This is a genomic window from Streptomyces similanensis, assembly GCF_039543625.1.
Lineage (GTDB): Bacteria > Actinomycetota > Actinomycetes > Streptomycetales > Streptomycetaceae > Streptomyces > Streptomyces similanensis.
In genome coordinates, this window is sequence record NZ_BAABKC010000020.1 from 1 (window position 1) to 20,441 (window position 20,441).

A 20,441-nucleotide genomic window follows, 5' to 3' on the forward strand; every position below is an offset into this window, starting at 1 on the left:
TCACCGGCCTCTACCTCCTGCTCACCTCCCGCGGAAGGAAGACAGCCGATGCCTGACACCCCCACCACCCTCACCGCCCGGCGCCCGGCCCGCTCACCGATGGCCCCGCCCCGCTCCTTCCACTGGTCACGCCGCGTCTTCCTCACCCTGCTGACCGCCTTCGTCCTCCTGCCCGTCTACGTGATGGTCTCCAGCTCCCTCAAACCCTTGCAGGACGTCTCGGGCAAGTTCCGCTGGCTGCCCAGCGGCCTGACCATCCGCCCCTACATCGACATCTGGTCCACCATCCCCCTGGCCCGGTACTTCACCAACTCCCTCATCGTCGCCGGCGCCGCCACCGCCGGATCCGTGGTCATCGCGGTGTTCGCCGCCTACGCCGTCAGCCGCTACTCCTTCCGCGGCAGACGCGTCTTCACCGTCACCGTCCTGTCCACCCAGATGTTCCCCGGCATCCTCTTCCTCCTCCCGCTGTTCCTCCTCTACGTCAACATCGGCAACACCACCGGCATCGCCCTGTTCGGCTCCCGCGGCGGACTGATCCTCACCTACCTCACCTTCACGCTGCCGTTCTCGATCTGGATGCTGATCGGCTACTTCGACTCCGTCCCCAAGGACCTGGACGAAGCGGCCCTGGTCGACGGCTGCGGCCCGCTGGGCGCCCTGTTCCGCGTCGTGGTCCCCGCCGCGATCCCCGGCATCGTCGCGGTCGCCGTGTACGCCTTCATGACCGCCTGGGGCGAAGTGCTGTTCGCCTCCGTCATGACCAACGACACCACCCGCACCCTCGCCGTCGGACTCCAGGGCTACTCCACCCTCAACGACGTGTACTGGAACCAGATCATGGCCGCCTCCCTCGTCGTCAGCGTCCCCGTCGTCGCCGGCTTCCTCCTCCTCCAGCGCTACCTCGTCGCCGGGCTGACGGCAGGCGCCGTCAAGTGACCGCCCGCCCCGATCCCGAAGGGACCTCCGTGACCATCGACCTCGCCGCGCTCCCGCACGACTTCCTGTGGGGCAGCGCCACTTCGGCCTACCAGATCGAGGGGGCCGTCGCCGGGGACGGGCGTTCACCGTCCATCTGGGACACCTTCTCGCACACCCCGGGCAAGATCGACGGCGACGACCACGGCGACACCGCCTGCGACCACTATCACCGGTGGCGCGAGGACATCGGTCTGATGCGGCAACTGGGCCTCAACGCCTACCGGTTGTCGATCGCGTGGCCGCGCGTGCTGTCGCACGGCGACGGCCCGGTGAACCCCAAGGGCCTCGCCTTCTACGACGAGTTGATCGACGGCCTGCTGGAGGCGGGCATCACCCCGTCCGTCACCCTCTACCACTGGGACCTCCCGCAGGCCCTCCAGGACCGCGGCGGCTGGCCCGAGCGGGACACCGCCGAGCACTTCGCCGACTACGCCGCGGTCGTCGCCGACCGCCTCGGCGACCGGGTCACCCACTGGACCACCCTCAACGAGCCCTCCTGCTCGGCCTGGATCGGGCACCTGGAGGGCAAGATGGCCCCCGGCCTGACCGACCTCACGGCCGCCGTCCGCGCCTCCTACCACCTGCTGCTCGGCCACGGCCTGGCCACCCGGGCGATCCGCGCCGCGGCTCCGGGCGCCCGGATCGGCATCGTCAACAACCTCTCCACCGTCTTCCCCGCCACCGACCGCCCGGAGGACGTCGCCGCGGCCCACCGCCACGACGGCCACGTCAACCGCTGGTGGCTGGACCCGGTCCACGGCCGAGGCTTCCCCGCCGACATGCGCGAGATCTACGGCGTCGAACTCCCCGAACGGGACGGCGACGCCGAGACCATCGCCGCCCCGCTGGACTGGCTGGGCCTGAACTACTACTTCCCGGCCCACATCGCCGACGACCCCACCGGCCCCGCGCCGCACGCGCGCTCCGTGCGCCGCCCGGACGTGCCGCGCACCGGCATGGACTGGGAGATCGACCCGAGCGGCATCGAGACCCTGCTGCTGCGCCTCACCGATGAGTACCGCGCCCGCAAGCTCTACGTCACCGAGAACGGCTCCGCCTTCCCCGACACCGTCGGCCCCGACGGCACGGTCGAGGACCCCGAGCGCCAGGACTACCTGGTCCGGCACCTGGCGGCCTGCGCCTCCGCCACCCGCCAGGGCGCCCCGCTGGCGGGCTACTTCGCCTGGTCGCTGCTGGACAACTTCGAGTGGGCCTACGGCTACGACAAGCGCTTCGGCCTCGTCCACGTCGACTACGCCACCCAGCAGCGGACCGTCAAGGGCAGCGGACACCGGTACGCGGGGATCGTGCGCGCGCACCGGGCGGGGGAGCGGAAGGCGGCGTAGCACCCGCCGCCGCCACGAGACGCCGGTGGGCGCGAGCGCGGGAGGCCCGCGTCCACCGGTGAACGGCCCGGCCGTCAGCCGTCCTTGCGGGCCACCCCGCCGTAGATGCCGATGGGCGGGGCGTCCTGCTCCAGGGGCTCGTCGGGACGCCAGTCGGTGACCTTGACCAGACCGGGGTCGAGCAGGGTGAAGTCGCCGAAGAAGTCCAGGATCCGGTCGTGCGGACGCAGGTTCAGGGTGGCGGTGGCGTTCTTGTAGACGGCCGCCGCGTCCTCGCGCCGGTCGTCGTGGACGTCGCCCGTGGCGTGCGAGAGGACGAGGTAGGAACCGGCGGGCAGCGCGTCGCGGAGGGTGGCGACGACGCCGGCCGGGTCGTCCGCCTCGGAGAGGAAGTGCACGACGGCCACCAGCAGCAGCGCCACCGGCCGGCCGAAGTCGACGAGCCGCCGCACCTCGGGGTGGCCGAGGATCGCGTGCGGGTCGCGCAGGTCGCCCAGGACGACGGAGGTGCCGCCGGCGCCGTCCAGCAGGGCCATCGAGTGGGTGCTGACGATCGGGTCGTTGTCGACGTAGGCGATGCGGGTGTCGGGGGCGACGGCCTGCGCGATCTGGTGCACGTTCGGCTCGGTGGGCAGGCCCGTGCCCACGTCCAGGATCTGCCGGACGCCGCCCTCGGCGACGACGTGCCGGACGGCGCGGTGCAGGAAGCGCCGGTTGGCGAGGACCCCGGCCCGCACCTCCGGGGCCGCCTTCATGAACCGCTCGGCGGCCCGCTGGTCGACCTCGTAGTTGTCCTTGCCGCCCAGGAAGTAGTCGTACATCCGGGCCGGGTGCGGCTTGCTGGTGTCGATCTCGTACAGCTCGTACTGGGAGACGGCGCCGCTGTCGCCGCTGCTGAGGGAGGTCATGGATGCCTGGGCTCCGTCCTGGACTCGCACCCCGGTGATTGCCTGTCGGACCGTCATCCTGGCATGCCCGCGGCACGGCCGGGACGGAGATCACGAGAGATCGGCTACGGGCTGCCGCCGGTTCCGCCGGGCTCCGGTTTCACTCGATCGGATGGGCTCGGGCGGAGCGGGCACGGGCGGCGGGAGCGGCTCGTTCGACGGGGTGACGGGACGTTCCCGGCATCGTCGGACATCGGGCAGCGAGGGAGACACGGCATGGGACTGTATGTGCACCACAACGAGGACGGCACGATCACCGGTCGCAACGAGGACACGGGCTTCGCCGTGACCCTCGCCGACGAGGAAGAGGTCAAGCGGCGGTTGTGCGAGGACGCGGGCTGGGAGTACACGCCGCCGCCCCCGCCGTCCGTGCCGCCGGGCTTCCACCGCTTCACGCTCGTGGACGAGTCGTCCGGGTCCGACGGCTTCGAGGACGAGCGCTGGGCGGGGGTGCGGGAGCGGCCGCCGCGGGGCTGCACTCCGGCGGACCGGGACGGCTTCGCCTTCGCCCTGGAGTGCGAGCGGCCGGGGAAGTCGCTGCTGGACGCCGTCGCGGACACCGTCGCCGAGATCCGCCGCGACCACGGCGTGGTGATGAACAGCCTCGGCGTCGAGCAGCCGCAGGAACGGCTCGACCGCGACCGGGACGGCCACGCGGGGCGGACCGTGGCCCACCTCCTGCTCATGACGGCACACCGTGCCGCGCTGTTGGGATACGGCCGCAAGGACCTGGTCCGGCTGCTGGACGCGACGGGAGTGCGGTAGCGGCGAGGACGGGCGACGACCCGACCCCGGCCCCGGCCCCGGCCCCGGCGGCGGCCGCCCCCCACCGGTCCGTCCCCCGCTGGGGCGCTCGTCGCCGGTCCGCTCGCCGCCGCAGCCACCGCACGTCCCGCCCGAACGACCACACCAGCAGGGTCAGCGCCAGCAGTACGACTCCCAGGTTCGCCGGGCGGGGAAGGAGGTGTGCGTCCGCCAGCAGCAGAAGGACGCCCTGGAAGGCGGCCACCGTCTTGCGGGCGGTGCTCGGCGGCAACGGTGCGTCGAGCCAGGGCAGGAGACGGGCGGCGGCGACGAAGGCGTAGCGCATGCCGCCGATCAGCAGCACCCACGCGCCGAGGTCCCTGGACACATGGACGCTGAGCACCAGGATGAGGAACGCGTCGACCTCCATGTCGAAGCGGGCGCCCAGCGCCGTGGCGGTGCCGGTGCGGCGCGCCACCCTGCCGTCCACGCCGTCCAGGATCAGCGCCACCGCGGTCAGACCGACCAGCGGTGCCAGGGGAGGTGAGCTTACGAAGGAGTCCGCGACCAGCGCCGTCACCGCGCCGACGAGGACGGTCCGCCCCAGCGTCACCCGGTTCGCCGGGCCGAACGAGACGAGCCGGGAGCGCAGCACCGCCCTGGAGAGCACCGCCCAGGTGGCGATCGCGAAGACGAGGCCGGTCACCCAGCCCGCGGGGCCCATGCCGATCGCCGTGCCGAGCAGGGCCAGCAGCAGGATCTGCGCTCCCGCTCCCACCGCGGTCTCCTGCTGGACCGGCCTCGCCTCGTACGTGTTGTTCAGGGCCACCGCACACCCTCCGACGGAGTGACAGAGTCGATCTACGCCGCGTACGTTGTGCGCGGCCTGTGCATCCGTCGGTACGTGGACCACTTCCCGATCGTTCAGGAGGACGCTCGATGAACCGTTCCGCCCGCGCCTTCTGGCTGGCCTCGCCCGGCCGGGGCGAGATACGTGACGAGCGCCTGCCCGAGCCCGGCGCGGACGAGGTCGTCGTCCGCACGCTCTACTCCGGGGTCAGCCGGGGGACCGAGACACTGGTGTTCCGCGGCGGGGTGCCCGTCAGCCAGCACGAGGCGATGCGGGCGCCGTTCCAGGAGGGCGACTTCCCGGGACCGGTGAAGTACGGCTACCTCAACGTGGGCGTGGTGGAGCAGGGGTCGCCGGAGCTGGCCGGGCGCACCGTCTTCTGCCTGTACCCGCACCAGAGCCGCTACGTCGTGCCGGCGAGCGCCGTGGCCGTGGTGCCCGAGCGGGTCCCCGCCGGACGGGCGGTCCTCGCGGGTACCGTGGAGACCGCGGTGAACGCGCTGTGGGACGCCGCGCCGCTGGTCGGCGACCGGATCGCGGTGGTCGGCGGCGGGATGGTCGGCTGCTCGGTGGCCGCGCTGCTGGCCCGGTTCCCCGGGGTGCGCGTCCAGTTGGTGGACACCGACCCCGCGCGGGCCGCCGTCGCCGAGGCGCTGGGCGTGGACTTCGCCGCACCCGAGGAGGCCCTCGGCGGCTGCGACCTGGTCGTGCACGCCAGCGCCACCGAGCAGGGCCTCACCCGCGCGCTCGACCTGCTGACCGCCGAGGGCACCGTCCTGGAGCTGAGCTGGTACGGCGACCGCACGGTCGCCCTCCCGCTCGGCGAGGCGTTCCACTCCCGCCGGCTGGTCATCCGCGGCAGCCAGGTCGGCGCCGTCTCCCCGGCCCGCCGCGGCGACCGCACCTACGCCGACCGGCTCGCCCTCGCCCTGGACCTGCTCGCCGACCCGGCGCTGGACGCGCTGATCACGGGCGAGAGCGCGTTCGAGGAACTGCCGGACGTGCTGCCCGAACTCGCCTCCGGCGCGCTGCCGGCCCTGTGCCACCGGGTGCGGTACGGGACGGGCGCGTGACCTGAGGCGACACGCACCGCTGACCTGAGAAAAGGGTGCGAGGCGGCTGAACAAGGGGAAGCGTGGAGCCGTACTACACGGCATCCCCCGGCAGGTACGGGCGGGGGACCAGACGCGCCGCACCTGGAGGGTCGTCCGTTGTTCAGCATCACCGTCCGCGATCACATCATGATCGCCCACAGCTTCCACGGCGAGGTGTTCGGGCCCGCGCAGCGACTGCACGGAGCCACGTTCCTGGTGGACGCCACCTTCCGGCGCGAGCAGCTGGACGACGACAACATCGTCGTCGACATCGGCCTGGCCACCCAGGAGCTGGGCGCCGTGGTCAGCGAGCTGAACTACCGCAACCTCGACCACGAGCCCGACTTCGCCGGGATCAACACCTCCACCGAGTTCCTGGCCAAGGTCGTCGCCGACCGGCTCGCCGAGCGGATCCACCAGGGCGCCCTGGGCGAGGGCGCCAGGGGCCTGGCGGGGATCACCGTCACGCTGCACGAGTCGCATGTCGCCTGGGCGAGTTACGAGCGTGCGCTGTGACCGACCCGGCCACCCATGCCCCGTCGCACGGCGCTCCGCCTCCCGGTGTCGCGCCCCTCGACCATGTGCCCGCGCAGCGCGCGAGCCCCGAGAACGTCGGGATCATCCCCATGTCCCTGCGCACCGCGCACTTCGTCCTGCCGGGCGGCGTCGACGACCCGGCCACCCCGAGCGGCGGCAACGCCTACGACCGCCGGGTCGGCCTCGACCTGCCCGGCTTCGGCTGGCAGGTCCGCCCGCACCCCGTGCACGGCGACTGGCCCCGGCCCGGCGACCGCGCCCGCGCGGAACTGGCGCGGACCCTGCGGGAGCTGCCGGACGGTTCCGTCGTCCTCCTGGACGGACTGGTCGCCTGCGGCGTCCCCGAGGTCGTCGTACCCGAGAGCGAACGGCTGCGCCTGGCCGTCCTCGTCCATCTCCCGCTCGGCGACGAGACGGGCCTCGAACCGTCCGTCGCCGCCGAACTGGACGCCCGGGAACGCCGGGTGCTGCGGGCGGCGGCCGCCGTCGTCGCCACCAGCGACTGGGCGGTCCGCCGGCTCGTCGCCCACCACGGCCTCGCCCCCGACCGGGTGCACGTGGCCGCCCCCGGCGCCGACATCGCGCCGCTCGCGCCCGGCACCGACGGCGTCTCGCACCTGCTGTGCGTCGCGGCCGTCACCCCGCGCAAGGGCCAGCACCGGCTGGTGGAGGCCCTGGCCGCGGTCACCGACCTGCCCTGGGAGTGCGTGTGCGTCGGCGCGCTGACCCAGGACCCGGCCTACGTCGCCCGGCTGCGCGAACTGATCGCCGCACACGGTCTGACGGACCGATTCCACCTGGCCGGACCGCGCACCGGCGCCGACCTCGACGCCGCCTACGCCGCCGCCGACCTGATGGTCCTCGCCTCCTACGCGGAGACGTACGGCATGGCGGTCACCGAGGCGCTGGCGCGCGGTGTGCCCGTACTGGCCACGGACGTCGGGGGCGTGCCCGAGGCGGTCGGCCGCGCACCCGACGGCGGGGTGCCCGGCATCCTCGTCCCGCCGGAGGACCCCGCGGCGCTCGCCGCCGAACTGCGCGCCTGGTTCGGCGAGGCCGACGTACGGCGTCGGCTGAAGACCGCCGCCCGGGGCCGGCGCGCCGCCCTCGGCGGCTGGGCCGCCACCGCCCGCAGCCTGGCCGGCGTCCTGGCCCGGCTCCCGCGAGAACCCCGGAGGGCGGCATGAGGAGGACGAGTTCCGCGGCGCGCACCGGCTCCGGCGCGGTGATCGCGGGCGCCGGTCCGGTCGGGGCCCCCGGCGAGCGGAAGACCGTGCGGCTGCGCGCGGAAGAAGCGGAGGGGATGGAGGTATCGAAGGGAGCGGAGGTAGTGGCGGAAGCGGAGGAAGCGGCGGGGGCCGAGGAGCCGTCCCGGTACGCGCCCGAGTGGCTGCGGCTGCGGGAGCCCGCCGACGCGGCGGCGCGAGCGGCGGAGCTGCTCGGACCGCTGTCCACCCGGCTCGCCGAACGGCCGGGCGCACAGCGCGGGTTCGTGGTGCACGACCTGGGCTGCGGCACCGGTTCGATGGGCCGCTGGCTCGCCCCCCGGCTGCCCGGCGCCCAGCACTGGGTCCTGCACGACCGCGACCCCTACCTGCTGCACTTCGCCGCCGTCGGCGCCGCCCGCGCCGCCGCGGACGGCAGCCGGGTCACCGTGGAGACGCGGCGCGGCGACGTGGCCCGGCTGACCCCGGCGGCCCTGGCCGGGGCCGGCCTGGTGACCGCGTCCGCCCTGCTGGACGTGCTCACCCGCGAGGAGGTCGACGTCCTCGCCGCCGCCTGCGCCGGGGCCGGCTGTCCGGCCCTGCTGACCCTGTCCGTGGCCGGCCGCGTGGCACTCGCCCCGGCCGATCCGCTGGACGCCGACCTCACCGAGGCGTTCAACGCCCACCAGCGCCGCAGCGGCCTGCTCGGTCCGGACGCGGTGCCGGCGGCCCGCGAGGCGTTCGCCGCGCACGGCGTGCGCGTCCTCGTGCGGCCGAGCCCCTGGCGGCTCGGCCCCGGCGCCCGCGAACTGGCCGCCCAGTGGCTGCGCGGCTGGGTCGGCGCGGCCGTCGAACAGCGCCCCGCACTCCGGCAGCGCGCCGACCGCTACCTCGCCGAGCGCCTGGCGGCCTGCGCGGCGGGCGAGTTGGAGGTCGTCGTGCACCATGACGACCTGCTGGCCCTGCCCGGCCGGCCGGACGGTGAGGCATGAGCGCGCGCACACTGCACGCGCCGACGCCGCGAACGGACATCCTGCTTTCCGGGGGCTCCGCCCCCGGTCCCGGCTCCGCCCCCGGCCCCGACGCCGACCCCGAGTCCTCGTCCGTCGTCGCCCGGAGCGGCGTAGCCTCTGCTGTCCGCGTCCGGACCGGCATCTCCCGGTTCGACACACGTGTGCTGCGGGCACACCTCGGCACGGTCACGGGTGTGTTGATCCTCGCCGTGCTGCTGTGGCGGCTGGGCACCGGCGTCTTCCTGGACGGGCTGCGCCGGATCGACGCGCCCACGCTCCTCGCGGCGGTCGGGATCGGCGTCGTCACCACCGTGTCCAGCGCCCGGCGCTGGCAGTTGGTGGCCCGCGCGCTGCGCATCCGGCTGCCGCTCGGCCCGGCGGTCGCCGACTACTACCGCGCGCTGTTCCTGAACGCGGCGCTGCCCGGCGGCGTCCTGGGCGACGTGCACCGCGCCGTGCGGCACGGACGGAGCGCCGGGGACGCGGGCCGCGCCGTGCGGGCCGTCGTCCTGGAGCGGCTGGCCGGCCAACTCGCCCTGGCTGTCACGGCGCTGGCGGTCCTGCCGACCCTGCGGTCCCCGGTCCGCGCACAGGCCCGGCACCTCGCGCCCCTCGTCGCGCTCGCCGCGGTGGGCGCGCTCGCCGTCGGCCTCGCCCTGCGCATGAACCGGGCGCCGTCCGGCGGCGGCCGGGGGAGCGCCCTGGGCCGGGCCCTGGGCGAGGCGCGCGCGGGGCTGCTGTCCCGCCGTACCGGACCGGGCGTCGCGCTGTCCTGCGCCGTCGTGCTCGCCGGGCACCTCGCGACGTTCGTGGTGGCCGCCCGGGTGGCCGGCTGCGCCGCCCCCGTCTCCGTGCTGCTGCCGCTCGCGGTGCTCGCGCTGGTCGCGATGGGACTGCCGCTGAACGTGGGCGGGTTCGGACCCCGGGAAGGCGTCACCGCGTGGGCGTTCGGGGCCGCCGGACTCGGTGCGAGCACCGGACTGGCGGCGGCCGTGGTCTACGGGGTGCTGAGCTTCACGGCGAGCCTGCCGGGCGCGCTGGTCCTGGTCGCCCGCCGGCGCACCGTTCCGGCGACCCCGGTGACCCCGACGGCCCCGGAGTCCGGTCCCTCGGCTCACTCCGGCCGTTCGGCCGAGCTGAGCAGCGAGAAATACGCGCCGAAGGAATCGGCGAGGCTCGCCAGCAGTTTTCCGCCCTTTTCCGCGTCGCCCAGGGAAGGACGGCCGATGACGCCCGATTCGGTATAGGCGGACATTCCGACGGTGAGGAGATGACGCCGGTCGTCCGCGACGAAGTCCGCTTTTTCGTAGCCTTCCTTGACCATTTCGGGGTGTGCGTGCAGAAGAATCGAGGTCTCGATCTCCCCGGCGTGCATGTCGGTGAGCAGCGAGGTGCGCACCCCGGCGTGCTCCCGGGCCGCCTCCCAGTCCTCCGCGGCCGGGAAGAGCGCGATGTGCTCGCCGCGCGCGGAGGACTCCTGGACGACGTTGCCCAGCACGTAGTTCCCGCCGTGTCCGTTGACCACCACCAGCGCGTCCACACCGGAGCGGCGGAGCGAGTCCGCGATTTCCCGCACCACCGCGTGGAGGGTCACGGCGGAGATGCTGACCGTTCCCGGCCAGGCCGCGTGCTCGTGGGAGCAGGAGATCGTCACCGGCGGCAGCGGGTGCACCGGGTACGCGGCGGCGATCTCCCGGGCGATGGCGCAGGCGACCAGCGTGTCGGTCGCCAACGGCAGGAAGGCGCCGTGCTGTTCGAAACTCCCCACCGGCAGAACGGCCACCTGCCGGCCCCGGCCCGCACCCCGGCTCCGTACGTCCTCGGTGGTGTCCACGGGCACCAGACCGCCGGCACCGGACGCCGTCGGCCGCGTTCCTGAACCACTCGTCATTTCCCGGCCTTTCGTCTCTGCTTAGGAACCAGATCATGACAGAAAAAATCGGCGTACTCGGCGAGAAGTCCGCACGGCGCATCGGTGTGGAACGCGTGGTGAATGCCCCGCTGCCCACGGTCCACGGGAAATTCCAGGCGATCGGTTACGTCGACCACGACCGCGGCGACGAACAGGTGGCGCTGGTGCACGGCGACATCGGCGCCGAACGCGTCCTGGTCCGGCTGCACTCCGAATGCCTGACCGGTGACGCGTTCGGGTCGCAGCACTGCGAGTGCGGCGACCAGCTCGCCGCCGCGCTGCGCGCCGTGGTCGCCGAAGGCAGCGGCGTGGTCGTCTACTTGCGGGGCCACGAAGGGCGGGGGATCGGGCTGCTCGCCAAGTTGCGGGCGATGGCCCTGCAGGCGGAGGGCCTGGACACGGTCGAGGCCAACCTCGCCCTCGGCCTGCCCGTCGACGCCCGCGACTACGGCGCCGCCGCCGGGATGCTGCACGACCTCGGTGTCCGCTCGGTGCGGCTGATGTCCAACAACCCGCGCAAACGCGAGGCGTTGGTGCGGCACGGCATCGAGGTGAGCGAGCAGGTCCCGTTGCTGATACCGCCGTGCGAGAGCAACATCACCTATCTGCGGACCAAGCGGGAGCGCCTGGACCACCATCTGCCGCACCTCGACGCGGTGGCCCACCTGTCCTGAGCCGCCCTGGACCCGAGCGGGCCACGCCACGGTGCCACCCGACACGGCACCCGGACCGCCCTCGCGCCCTGACGGCGCCCCCGGCGCCCCCGGCGCCCCTGCGCTCCGAAGGCCCCCGAGCCGCCCGCCTCTGGGGGCCCCTGGACTGCCGCCGCGCCCGCTCGGCAGGTTTCCGCACCCCGTGCGAGTGCCCCGACCGGTGGGCGGTCTCCCGGAGGGGCAGTGCCCGGTGGTGCTCCGCAGGAGTGGTTCGGGAATGCGTGGATCGGCCCGATGGGTTGACCCGGGTATGACTCAGGACACATCGCACGACCCCGCGCCGGAAACCCTGCTCGCCCTGCTCTCCGAGGGCCACGGCGGCGTGCTGGTGACCCTCAAGCGCGACGGCCGGCCCCAGCTGTCGAACGTCAGCCACGCCTACGACCCGGACGAGCGCGTCGTGCGCGTCTCGATCACCGACGACCGCGCCAAGACCCGCAACGCGCGCCGCGACCCCCGGGTCTCCTACCACGTCACCAGCGCGGACCGCTGGGCGTACACGGTCGTCGAGGGCACCGCCGAACTGACCCCCGTCGCTGCGGACCCGCACGACGAGACGGTCGAGGAGCTGATCCGCCTCTATCGCGACGTCCTCGGCGAGCACCCCGACTGGGACGAGTACCGCGCCGCGATGGTCCGCGACCGGCGTCTGGTGCTGCGGCTGCCGGTGGAGCGGGCGTACGGCGTCCCCAAGGGCGCCATCGGCGGCTGAAACCCGCCGCCGGGATCGCTCGCCCTGGGGGCAGGGGCCGCTCATCCCCGGCCGCCGGGACCGCTCACCCCTGGCCGCCAGGGTCGCTCAGCCCTCGGCGGTCGCCGGTGCGCGCCTCCAGGGCCCGCAGCACCGCCACCATGTCCTCGCCGCCGTGCCCGAGCGCGACCGTCTCCTCGAACAGGGCGTGGCACACGTCGAGCAGCGGCGAGGCGATCCCGGTGGCGCGGGCGGCCTCGGCGATCAGGCGGTTGTTCTTGAGCACGTCGCGTGCCGCCGCTTGTACGGAGAAGTCCCCGGTCAGCAGCTTCGGCGCCTTCATCAGCGACACCGCGCTGGCCATCGGGCCGGCCCCCAGGACGTCCAGGAACAGCCGCCGGTCGAGGCCCTGCCGTCCGGCGAAGTGGAAGGCCTCGGCGAGTCCGGTCACCAGCGTGATCAGGAACAGGTTGACCGACAGCTTCATCAGCAGCGCGGCCGGCGCGGGACCGCACACGAACGTCTCCCCGCACAGGGGCGCGAGCAGCGGCCGTACGGTCGCCACGGCCCGCTCCTCCCCGGCCAGCATCGCCACCAGCCGGCCCTTCTCGGCCGGGATGCGGGAGCCGGAGACGGGGGCTTCGACGTAGCGGCCGCCCGCCGCCCGGACATCGGTCTCCAGGCCCTGCGAGTACGCGGGCGAGGTGGTGCCCATGGGGACGACCACCCGGCCCGCGACCAGGTCCGCGAACCGTGCCGTGCCGCGGGCCAGGACCGCGTCCGTCGCGGTCTCGTCGGCCAGCATCAGGAACACCACGTCCGAACGGGCGAACACCTCGCCGGGGTCCGCCGCGACCTCGGCGCCGGCGGCGCGCAGCGCGTCGGCGCGGGCCGCCGTGCGGTTCCACACGATCAGCGGGGTGCCGGAGCGGGCCAGCCGGAGCGCCATGGGCCGGCCCATGACTCCGAGACCGAGGAAACCGACGTGCACGGGGACCGTCCTGAAGCCGGGGTGACGTTATGACGGTGGTCATAGTAGCGGCGGTTATGACGCCGGTCATAGAGTGGGCGTCCCAAAAACACACGGAACACGTACGGCGTCAGGAGGCCGCGGATGGCGGAGGGCCGGGAGGGCGGGCGGGGCCCGCGCGAGCGGATGGTGTTCAGCGCCGCCCAGCTGATCCGGCGCGACGGGGTGGGCGCGACGGGCATGCGGGACGTGGCCGCGCACGCCGGCGCACCGCGCGGGTCGCTCCAGCACTACTTCCCCGGCGGCAAGGAGCAGCTGGTCAACGAGGCGGTGGCCTGGGCCGGCCGCTACGCCGGCCGGCGCGTCGCCCGGTTCGTGGCCGCTCTGGCCGAGCCGACGCCGAGCGCTCTGTTCGCCGCGATGGTGCGGCAGTGGACCGACGAGTACGAGGCGGCCGGCGCCGTGGGCGGCTGTCCGGTGGCCGCGGCGACCGTCGACCACGCCTCCTGCGGTCCGGCCACCCGCGAGGCGGCCGCCGCGGCGTTCGCCGCCTGGCGGCGGCCGGTGGCCGGGGCGCTGGCGGACATGGGGGTGCCGGCCGCACGGGCCGAGCCGCTGGCCACGCTGATGATCAGCAGCCTGGAGGGGGCGATCCTCATGGCCCGGGCCGAGGGCGGCGCCGATCCGCTGACGACCGTGGCCCGAGAACTGGCCCCGCTCCTGGACGCGGCCCTACCACCGCACCACCCACCGCACCCCACACCGGACCGGTCACCGGACCACGACGGCGCACCACACCCCTGACCCCCGCCCCGGCCCGCCGAGCCTGCCACAAAGCACCCGCACACCCCCGCCACACAGGCGCCCACGCGAAAGCACACAGGCCCCGCCACGCAAGCCCCCAGACGAAAGCGGGGCCCCGGCGCACCCGCCGGAACCCCGCTCACCGCTCTGCCGCGCCCGCGAAGGGCGTGCCGCGCCCGCGAAGGGCGCCGTCAGGCCGTCAGTCCTTCTTCACCGCCTCCACCGCGTGCCCGCCGAACTGGTTGCGCAGCGCCGCGACCATCTTCATCTGCGGCGAGTCCTCCTGGCGGGAAGCGAACCGGGCGAAGAGGGAGGCAGTGATCGTCGGCAGCGGCACGGCGTTGTCGATGGCCGCCTCCACCGTCCAGCGTCCTTCGCCGGAGTCCTCCGCGTAGCCGCGCAGCTTGTGCAGGTGCTCGTCCTCGTCCAGCGCGTTGACGGCGAGGTCGAGCAGCCAGGAGCGGATGACGGTGCCCTCCTGCCAGGAGCGGAAGACCTCGCGGACGTTGTCCACGGAGTCCACCTTCTCCAGCAGCTCCCAGCCCTCGGCGTAGGCCTGCATCATCGCGTACTCGATGCCGTTGTGGACCATCTTCGCGAAGTGGCCGGCGCCCACCTTGCCCGCGTGGACGTATCCGTAGGGGCCCTCCGGCTTGAGCGCGTCGAAGATCGGCTTCAGGTGGTCGACGCACTCCTTGTCGCCGCCGACCATCAGCGCGTAGCCGTTCTTCAGGCCCCACACGCCGCCGGAGACGCCCGCGTCCACGAAGCCGATGCCCCGCGCGTGCAGCTGCTTGGCGTGCTTCTCGTCGTCCGTCCAGCGGGAGTTGCCGCCGTCCACGACCAGGTCGCCCGGCTTGAGCAGGGTGGCGAGCTGGTCGATGACGTGCTGGGTGGGGCCGCCGGCCGGGACCATCACCCACACCGTGCGCGGCGCCTCCAGCGCGTCGACCAGGTCGACCAGGCTCTCCACGTCCGAGATTTCGGGGTTCTGGTCGTAACCGACGACCGTGTGACCGGCGTTGCGGAGACGCTCCCGCATGTTGCCGCCCATCTTGCCGAGACCGATGAGGCCGAGCTGCATCGCTGCCATGTCAGTTCACTTCCTGAGGGTGCGGTAGGCGGCCACGAGGGCGGCGGTGGACGGGTCGAGACCGGGCACGTCGGCGCCTTCGGTCAGGGCGGGCTCGACGCGCTTGGCGAGCACCTTGCCGAGTTCGACGCCCCACTGGTCGAAGGAGTCGATGTTCCACACCGCGCCCTGTACGAACACCTTGTGCTCGTACAGCGCGATCAGCTGGCCGAGGACCGACGGGGTCAGCTCGGTCGCCAGGATCGTGGTGGTGGGGTGGTCGCCGTGGAAGGTGCGGTGCGCGACCTGCTCCTCGGACACGCCCTCGGCGCGCACCTCGTCGGCGCTCTTGCCGAAGGCCAGCGCCTGCGTCTGCGCGAAGAAGTTGGCCATCAGCAGGTCGTGCTGGGCCTTGAGTTCGTCGCTCAGCTCGCCGACCGGGTTGGCGAAGCCGATGAAGTCGGCCGGGATCAGCTTGGTGCCCTGGTGGATCAACTGGTAGTAGGCGTGCTGCCCGTTGGTGCCGGGCGTGCCCCACACCACGGGGCCGGTCTGCCACTCGACGGGCTCGCCGTCGCGCTGCACCGACTTGCCGTTGGACTCCATGTCCAGCTGCTGGAGGTAGGCGGTGAACTTCGACAGGTAGTGCGAGTACGGCAGCACCGCGTGCGTCTGCGCGTCGAAGAAGTCGCCGTACCAGATGCCCAGCAGGCCCAGCAGCAGCGGGGCGTTGGCCTCGGCCGGGGCGTTCTTGAAGTGGTCGTCGACGATGCGGAACCCGTCGAGCATCTCGCGGAACCGGTCCGGCCCGATGGCGATCATCAGGGACAGGCCGATCGCCGAGTCGTAGGAGTAGCGTCCGCCGACCCAGTCCCAGAACTCGAACATGTTGGCCACGTCGATGCCGAAGTCGGCGACCTTCTCCGCGTTCGTGGACAGCGCCACGAAGTGCTTGGCCACCGCCTCGGGGCCCGCGTTCAGTTCGCCGAGCAGCCAGTCGCGGGCCGAGGTCGCGTTCGTGATCGTCTCGATCGTGGTGAAGGTCTTGGACGCGACGATGAACAGCGTCTCCTCGGCGTCCAGGTCGCGGGTGGCCTCGTGCAGGTCGGCGCCGTCGACGTTGGAGACGAACCGGACCGTCAGGGCGCGGTCGGTGAAGGCGCGCAGCGCCTCGTACGCCATCGCCGGGCCGAGGTCGGAGCCGCCGATGCCGATGTTGACGACGTTCTTGATGCGCCGGCCGGTGTGCCCGGTCCACTCGCCCGAGCGCACCCGCCCGGCGAAGTCGGCCATCTTGTCCAGGACTTGGTGCACCTCGGGCACGACGTTCTCGCCGTCGACCTCGACCACCGCGTCCCGCGGGGCGCGCAGCGCGGTGTGCAGCACGGCCCGGTTCTCGGTGACGTTGATCCTCTCGCCGCGGAACATCGCGTCCCGCAGCCCGAACACGTCGGTGGCGGCGGCCAGTTCCTGGAGCAGGGCGAGGGTCTCGTCGGTGATCAGGTGCTTGGAGTAGTCGAGGCGCAGGTCGCCGACGCGCACCGTGTAGCGCTCCGCGCGCTTGGGGTCCTCGGCGAACAGGTCCCGCAGGTGCGGCTGCCACTGGTCGCGGTGGTCCGCCAGGGCGGTCCACTCGGGGCGCCGGGTGAGCTTGGGGGTGTCGGACATGTCAGACGGTCTCCTTGATGCCGTCGCCGCGCAGGGCGATGGCGTACATCTCGTCGGCGTCGAGGCGGCGCAGTTCCTCGGCGATCAGTTCCGAGGTGGGACGGACCTTGAGGGCCAGGGTGCGCGAGGGCTGACCGGGCAGGGTCAGGGTGGCCAGCGGGCCGGCGGGGCGGTCGATGACGATCTCGCCGTCCGCCGTGCCGAGCCGCACCGCCGTCACGAACGGGCCGGCGCTGCCCACGCGGTCGACGCGGACGCCGAGGCGGGCCTCCAGCCAGCGGGCCAGCAGCTCCGCGCTCGGGTTGTCCGGCTCGGCCTCCACGGCCGCCGAGACCACCTTCACCCGGGCCTGGTCGAGGGCGGCGGCGAGCATCGAACGCCACAGCGTGAGCCGGGTCCAGGCGAGGTCGGTGTCGCCGGGGGCGTAGTACCGGGCCCGCCGCTCCAGGACCTCGATCGGGTGGTCGAAGGCGTACAGGTCGGTGATCCGGCGCTGGGCGAGCGCGCCCAGCGGGTCCTCGGCCACGTTCTCCGGCGCCTCCACCGGCCACCACACCACGACCGGCGCGTCCGGCAGTAGCAGCGGCAGGACCACCGAGTCGGCGTGGTCGGACACGTCGCCGTAGGTGCGCAGCACCACCGTCTCGCCGGTGCCGGCCTCCGAGCCGACCCGGATCTCCGCGTCCAGCCGGGAGTGGGTGCGGTCGCGCAGGGTGCGCACATGCCGCTTGATCACGACCAGGGTGCGCGAGGGGTGTTCGCGCGAGGCGTCCTCGGCCGCCTTGATCGAGTCGTAGGCGTTCTCCTCGTCCGTGACGATGATCATCGTCAGGACCATGCCCACGGCGGGCGTGCCGATCGCGCGCCGGCCCTGCACCAGCGCCTTGTTGATCTTGCTTGCCGTGGTGTCGGTCAGGTCGATCTTCATGGCCTGCGCCAGCTCCGTCCGTCTCGTGCGAGCATCTCGTCGGCTTCCCGCGGACCCCAGGTTCCCGACGGGTACTGGGCGGGCCTGCCGTGCTCGTCCCAGTACTCCTCGATCGGGTCGAGGATCTTCCAGGACTCTTCCACTTCCTGGTGCCTCGGGAACAGGTTGGCGTCGCCGAGGAGCACGTCCAGGATGAGGCGTTCGTACGCCTCCGGGCTGGACTCGGTGAAGGACTCGCCGTAGGCGAAGTCCATCGACACGTCCCGGATCTCCATGGAGGTGCCCGGCACCTTGGAGCCGAACCGGACCGTCATGCCCTCGTCCGGCTGGACGCGGATCACGATGGCGTTCTCGCCCAGTTCCTCGGTGGCCGTGGAGTCGAACGGGGAGTGCGGGGCCCGCTTGAATACCACCGCGATCTCGGTCACCCGGCGGCCGAGCCGCTTGCCGGTGCGCAGATAGAACGGGATGCCGGCCCAGCGGCGGTTGTCGATCTCCAGCTTGACCGCCGCGTAGGTGTCGGTCTTCGACTTCGGGTCGATGCCCTCCTCCTGGAGGTAGCCGACGACCTTCTCGCCGCCCTGCCAGCCCTCGGCGTACTGGGCGCGCACCGTGTGGGCGCCCAGGTCGTCGGGCAGCCGCACCGACTTGAGCACCTTCAGCTTCTCGGTGAGCAGCGCCTCCGCGTCGAAGGCGATGGGCTCCTCCATCGCGGTGAGCGCCATCAGCTGGAGCAGGTGGTTCTGGATGACGTCACGGGCGGCGCCGATGCCGTCGTAGTAGCCGGCCCGGCCGCCGATGCCGATGTCCTCGGCCATCGTGATCTGCACGTGGTCGACGTAGGACCGGTTCCAGATCGGCTCGTACATCTGGTTGGCGAAGCGCAGCGCCAGGATGTTCTGGACGGTCTCCTTGCCCAGGTAGTGGTCGATGCGGAAGACCTGGTCCGGGTCGAACACCTCGTGCACGATCCGGTTCAGCTCGCAGGCGCTCTCCAGATCGTGCCCGAACGGCTTTTCGATGACCGCGCGCCGCCAGGAGCCTTCCGGCCCCTCGGCCAGGCCGTGCTTCTTCAGCTGCTCGACGACCTTGGGGAAGAACTTCGGCGGCACCGACAGGTAGAAGGCGTAGTTGCCGGCCGTGCCGCGCGAGGAGTCCAGCTCGTCCACGGCGGTGCGCAGCTGTTCGAAGGCCGTGTCGTCGTCGAAGTCGCCGGGGATGAACCGCATCCCCTCGGCGAGCTGCTGCCAGACCTCCTCGCGGAACGGCGTGCGCGCGTGCTCCTTGACCGCGTCGTGCACCACCTGCGCGAAGTCCTGGTCCTCCCAGTCTCGGCGGGCGAAGCCGACCAGCGAGAAGCCCGGCGGCAGCAGACCGCGGTTGGCGAGGTCGTAGACGGCCGGCATCAGCTTCTTGCGGGACAGGTCGCCGGTGACGCCGAAGATGACGAGCCCGGACGGGCCCGCGATCCGCGGCAGGCGCCGGTCGCGGGCGTCCCGCAGCGGATTCACCCAGTCGGCGGCGGGCGCGGGCGCCGCACGCCGCTCGGACGCCGCGGTCCCGGACGCGCCGGACGCGGCCGCTGGTTCGGCGGCGGCGGCGTCCCCTGAGGCCGCTGCGGCTGCCGCGGCTGCCGCCGCGTCCCTGCGGCGCGCCTGTTCGGCGGCCGGCTCCCCGGCCTGCATGGCCTTGGGACCCGGCCCCTCCGGCACCGTGGCGTCCTGCGCCGACGGGCCCTTCGCCGCGTCCGCTCCCGGCTTCGCCGGCTCGGCGGGCTTCTTGCTCATTCCGCGTCAACTCCCTTGCTGTTCAAGGACTTCGCGACCGCGTCCAACAGGTCCTGCCAGGCCGTCTCGAACTTGGCGACGCCCTCTTCCTCCAGCTGCCGCACGACCTCGTCGTAGGAGATCCCCAGCCGCTCGACCGCCGCCAGGTCGGCACGGGCCCGCTCGTAGCCGCCGGTCACCGTGTCACCGGTGACGACACCGTGATCGGCGGCGGCGTTCAGCGTGCCCTCCGGCATGGTGTTCACCGTGCCCGGCGCGACCAGTTCGTCCACGTACAGGGTGTCCTTGTACGCGGGATCCTTCACCCCGGTCGACGCCCACAGCGGACGCTGCGCGTTCGCCCCGGCGCCCGCGAGCGCGGCGAAGCGCTCACCGGCCGGCGTGCCGCCGTCGGCGGAGCCGAACACCTGCTCGTACGCCGCGTAGGCCAGCCGTGCGTTGGCCAGCGCCGCCCGGCCCTTGAGCGCCCGCGCCTCCTCGGTGCCCAGCAGGGTCAGCCGCTTGTCGATCTCGGCGTCGACCCGGGAGACGAAGAAGGAGGCCACGGAGTGGATCGAGGACAGGTCCCGGCCCGCGGCGCGCGCCTTCTCCAGGCCGGCGAGGTAGGCGTCCATGACCTCGCGGTAGCGCTCCAGGGAGAAGATCAGCGTCACATTGACACTGATACCCGCTCCGACGACCTCCGTGATCGCCGGCAGGCCCGCCCGGGTGGCCGGAATCTTGATCATCGCGTTGGGCCGGTCCACCAGCCAGGCCAGCTGCCGGGCCTCGGCGACCGTGGCCGCCGTGGCGTCCGCGAGCCGCGGGTCGACCTCGATGGAGACCCGGCCGTCCCGCCCGCCGGTCGCCTCGTACACCGGGCGCAGCACGTCGGCGGCGGCCCGCACGTCGGCCGTGGTCATCATGCGCACCGCCTCGTCGACGCTCACGCCGCGCACCGCCAGATCGGCGAGCTGCTCCTCGTAGCCGTCGCCCGAGCCGATGGCGGCCTGGAAGATCGAGGGATTGGTGGTCACGCCCACCACGTGCTGGTGCTCGACGAGACCGGCCAGGTTGCCCGAGTCGATCCGCCGCCGCGACAGGTCGTCCAGCCAGATCGACACGCCCTCGGCGGAGAGGCGCTCGAGCGCTCCGGCGGTCGCGGTTGCTTCGGTCACAGTGATCATCTTCCTTGTTGCG

Annotated in this window: 19 protein-coding genes and 1 pseudogene; 11 read left to right on the plus strand and 9 right to left on the minus strand. The window is 73.0% G+C overall.

Annotated elements, in window-relative coordinates; genetic code table 11:
- Positions 1–48 precede the first annotated feature (48 nt).
- Positions 49–939, plus strand: a complete 891-nt coding sequence (locus tag ABEB07_RS07940; RefSeq protein ID WP_345667595.1) for a carbohydrate ABC transporter permease — start codon at positions 49–51, stop codon at positions 937–939.
- Positions 940–968: 29 nt separating this feature from the next.
- Complete coding sequence (locus ABEB07_RS07945) at positions 969–2,327, plus strand: GH1 family beta-glucosidase (RefSeq protein ID WP_345667596.1); 1,359 nt, start codon at positions 969–971, stop codon at positions 2,325–2,327.
- A 74-nt stretch (positions 2,328–2,401) separates the two neighbouring features.
- On the opposite strand, the gene ABEB07_RS07950 is transcribed toward ABEB07_RS07945, so the two are convergent.
- Positions 2,402–3,235: an SAM-dependent methyltransferase gene (locus ABEB07_RS07950; protein ID WP_345667597.1), complete on the minus strand. Its 834-nt coding sequence runs from the start codon at positions 3,233–3,235 to the stop codon at positions 2,402–2,404.
- Positions 3,236–3,490: 255 nt separating this feature from the next.
- Here ABEB07_RS07950 and ABEB07_RS07955 point away from each other — a divergent pair, with 255 nt between their 5' ends.
- A complete protein-coding gene (locus ABEB07_RS07955; protein ID WP_345667598.1) occupies positions 3,491–4,039 on the plus strand; it encodes a hypothetical protein in 549 nt (182 codons plus the stop codon).
- Here the strand turns inward: ABEB07_RS07955 and ABEB07_RS07960 are convergent.
- Positions 3,957–4,847 (minus strand): CDP-alcohol phosphatidyltransferase family protein, encoded by an 891-nt coding sequence (locus ABEB07_RS07960; protein ID WP_345667599.1) that lies wholly within the window; start codon positions 4,845–4,847, stop codon positions 3,957–3,959. The two genes, ABEB07_RS07955 and ABEB07_RS07960, sit on opposite strands and share 83 nt — an antisense overlap.
- A gap of 110 nt (positions 4,848–4,957) precedes the next feature.
- Between ABEB07_RS07960 and ABEB07_RS07965 the strand changes: the two genes are divergently transcribed.
- The 5 genes and pseudogenes from ABEB07_RS07965 to ABEB07_RS07985 form a co-directional block, all read left to right on the plus strand.
- Positions 4,958–5,941 (plus strand): zinc-dependent alcohol dehydrogenase, encoded by a 984-nt coding sequence (locus ABEB07_RS07965; protein ID WP_345667600.1) that lies wholly within the window; start codon positions 4,958–4,960, stop codon positions 5,939–5,941.
- A gap of 138 nt (positions 5,942–6,079) precedes the next feature.
- Positions 6,080–6,478 carry a 6-pyruvoyl trahydropterin synthase family protein gene (locus tag ABEB07_RS07970; protein ID WP_164587389.1) on the plus strand — a complete coding sequence of 133 codons (399 nt, stop codon included), beginning with the start codon at positions 6,080–6,082 and terminating at the stop codon, positions 6,476–6,478.
- On the plus strand, positions 6,475–7,686 hold the full coding sequence (locus tag ABEB07_RS07975; RefSeq protein WP_345667601.1) for a glycosyltransferase family 4 protein: 1,212 nt from the start codon (positions 6,475–6,477) through the stop codon (positions 7,684–7,686). Before ABEB07_RS07970 ends, ABEB07_RS07975 begins: the two co-directional genes overlap by 4 nt.
- Positions 7,683–8,696, plus strand: coding sequence for a methyltransferase domain-containing protein (locus ABEB07_RS07980; RefSeq protein ID WP_345667602.1), 1,014 nt, complete (start codon positions 7,683–7,685; stop codon positions 8,694–8,696). The genes ABEB07_RS07975 and ABEB07_RS07980 overlap by 4 nt, the downstream gene beginning before the upstream one ends.
- A pseudogene (locus ABEB07_RS07985) lies at positions 8,693–9,691 on the plus strand (lysylphosphatidylglycerol synthase transmembrane domain-containing protein); the annotation flags it as partial. The gene ABEB07_RS07980 and the pseudogene ABEB07_RS07985, both read left to right, overlap by 4 nt.
- 140 nt (positions 9,692–9,831) lie before the next feature.
- Here ABEB07_RS07985 and ABEB07_RS07990 read toward each other — a convergent pair.
- Positions 9,832–10,608, minus strand: coding sequence for a creatininase family protein (locus ABEB07_RS07990; RefSeq protein WP_345667603.1), 777 nt, complete (start codon positions 10,606–10,608; stop codon positions 9,832–9,834).
- A 35-nt stretch (positions 10,609–10,643) separates the two neighbouring features.
- Here ABEB07_RS07990 and ribA point away from each other — a divergent pair, with 35 nt between their 5' ends.
- Both ribA and ABEB07_RS08000 read left to right on the plus strand, forming a co-directional pair.
- A complete protein-coding gene (ribA, locus tag ABEB07_RS07995) occupies positions 10,644–11,303 on the plus strand; it encodes a GTP cyclohydrolase II (RefSeq protein WP_176151209.1) in 660 nt (219 codons plus the stop codon).
- A 289-nt stretch (positions 11,304–11,592) separates the two neighbouring features.
- A complete protein-coding gene (locus ABEB07_RS08000; RefSeq protein WP_176151210.1) occupies positions 11,593–12,054 on the plus strand; it encodes a PPOX class F420-dependent oxidoreductase in 462 nt (153 codons plus the stop codon).
- A gap of 64 nt (positions 12,055–12,118) precedes the next feature.
- Here ABEB07_RS08000 and ABEB07_RS08005 read toward each other — a convergent pair whose 3' ends face one another.
- A complete protein-coding gene (locus ABEB07_RS08005) occupies positions 12,119–13,024 on the minus strand; it encodes an NAD(P)-dependent oxidoreductase (protein WP_345667604.1) in 906 nt (301 codons plus the stop codon).
- Between the two features lie 123 nt (positions 13,025–13,147).
- On the opposite strand from ABEB07_RS08005, the gene ABEB07_RS08010 reads away from it, so the two are divergent.
- Positions 13,148–13,807, plus strand: a complete 660-nt coding sequence (locus ABEB07_RS08010; protein WP_345667605.1) for a TetR/AcrR family transcriptional regulator — start codon at positions 13,148–13,150, stop codon at positions 13,805–13,807.
- A gap of 199 nt (positions 13,808–14,006) precedes the next feature.
- Here the strand turns inward: ABEB07_RS08010 and gnd are convergent, their stop codons facing one another.
- The 5 genes from gnd to tal form a co-directional block, all read right to left on the minus strand.
- Entirely contained in the window at positions 14,007–14,891 is an 885-nt protein-coding gene (gnd, locus tag ABEB07_RS08015) for a phosphogluconate dehydrogenase (NAD(+)-dependent, decarboxylating) (protein WP_345667633.1), read from the minus strand.
- 15 nt (positions 14,892–14,906) lie between these two features.
- The gene (pgi, locus tag ABEB07_RS08020) at positions 14,907–16,547 is read right to left on the minus strand and encodes a glucose-6-phosphate isomerase (protein WP_345667607.1); all 1,641 of its coding nucleotides are present in this window, start codon (positions 16,545–16,547) and stop codon (positions 14,907–14,909) included.
- Between the two features lies 1 nt (position 16,548).
- Positions 16,549–17,475: a glucose-6-phosphate dehydrogenase assembly protein OpcA gene (gene opcA / locus ABEB07_RS08025; RefSeq protein WP_176151213.1), complete on the minus strand. Its 927-nt coding sequence runs from the start codon at positions 17,473–17,475 to the stop codon at positions 16,549–16,551.
- Complete coding sequence (gene zwf / locus ABEB07_RS08030; protein ID WP_345667634.1) at positions 17,472–19,160, minus strand: glucose-6-phosphate dehydrogenase; 1,689 nt, start codon at positions 19,158–19,160, stop codon at positions 17,472–17,474. The genes opcA and zwf overlap by 4 nt, the downstream gene beginning before the upstream one ends.
- Positions 19,161–19,258: 98 nt before the next feature.
- Positions 19,259–20,428, minus strand: a complete 1,170-nt coding sequence (gene tal, locus ABEB07_RS08035; RefSeq protein WP_164582623.1) for a transaldolase — start codon at positions 20,426–20,428, stop codon at positions 19,259–19,261.
- Positions 20,429–20,441 lie beyond the last annotated feature (13 nt).

What these genes read in the sequence shown, in the direction of transcription:
- ABEB07_RS07965 (WP_345667600.1), top strand. Translation starts at nt 4,958, where the DNA reads ATGAACCGTTCCGCCCGCGCCTTCTGGCTGGCCTCGCCCGGCCGGGGC.
- pgi (WP_345667607.1), bottom strand. Translation starts at nt 16,547, where the DNA reads ATGTCCGACACCCCCAAGCTCACCCGGCGCCCCGAGTGGACCGCCCTG.
- ABEB07_RS08000 (WP_176151210.1), top strand. Translation starts at nt 11,593, where the DNA reads ATGACTCAGGACACATCGCACGACCCCGCGCCGGAAACCCTGCTCGCC.
- ABEB07_RS07955 (WP_345667598.1), top strand. Translation starts at nt 3,491, where the DNA reads ATGGGACTGTATGTGCACCACAACGAGGACGGCACGATCACCGGTCGC.
- ABEB07_RS07990 (WP_345667603.1), bottom strand. Translation starts at nt 10,608, where the DNA reads ATGACGAGTGGTTCAGGAACGCGGCCGACGGCGTCCGGTGCCGGCGGT.
- opcA (WP_176151213.1), bottom strand. Translation starts at nt 17,475, where the DNA reads ATGAAGATCGACCTGACCGACACCACGGCAAGCAAGATCAACAAGGCG.
- ABEB07_RS07940 (WP_345667595.1), top strand. Translation starts at nt 49, where the DNA reads ATGCCTGACACCCCCACCACCCTCACCGCCCGGCGCCCGGCCCGCTCA.
- zwf (WP_345667634.1), bottom strand. Translation starts at nt 19,160, where the DNA reads ATGCAGGCCGGGGAGCCGGCCGCCGAACAGGCGCGCCGCAGGGACGCG.
- tal (WP_164582623.1), bottom strand. Translation starts at nt 20,428, where the DNA reads ATGATCACTGTGACCGAAGCAACCGCGACCGCCGGAGCGCTCGAGCGC.
- ABEB07_RS07950 (WP_345667597.1), bottom strand. Translation starts at nt 3,235, where the DNA reads ATGACCTCCCTCAGCAGCGGCGACAGCGGCGCCGTCTCCCAGTACGAG.
- ABEB07_RS07980 (WP_345667602.1), top strand. Translation starts at nt 7,683, where the DNA reads ATGAGGAGGACGAGTTCCGCGGCGCGCACCGGCTCCGGCGCGGTGATC.
- ABEB07_RS08010 (WP_345667605.1), top strand. Translation starts at nt 13,148, where the DNA reads ATGGCGGAGGGCCGGGAGGGCGGGCGGGGCCCGCGCGAGCGGATGGTG.
- gnd (WP_345667633.1), bottom strand. Translation starts at nt 14,891, where the DNA reads ATGCAGCTCGGCCTCATCGGTCTCGGCAAGATGGGCGGCAACATGCGG.
- ribA (WP_176151209.1), top strand. Translation starts at nt 10,644, where the DNA reads ATGACAGAAAAAATCGGCGTACTCGGCGAGAAGTCCGCACGGCGCATC.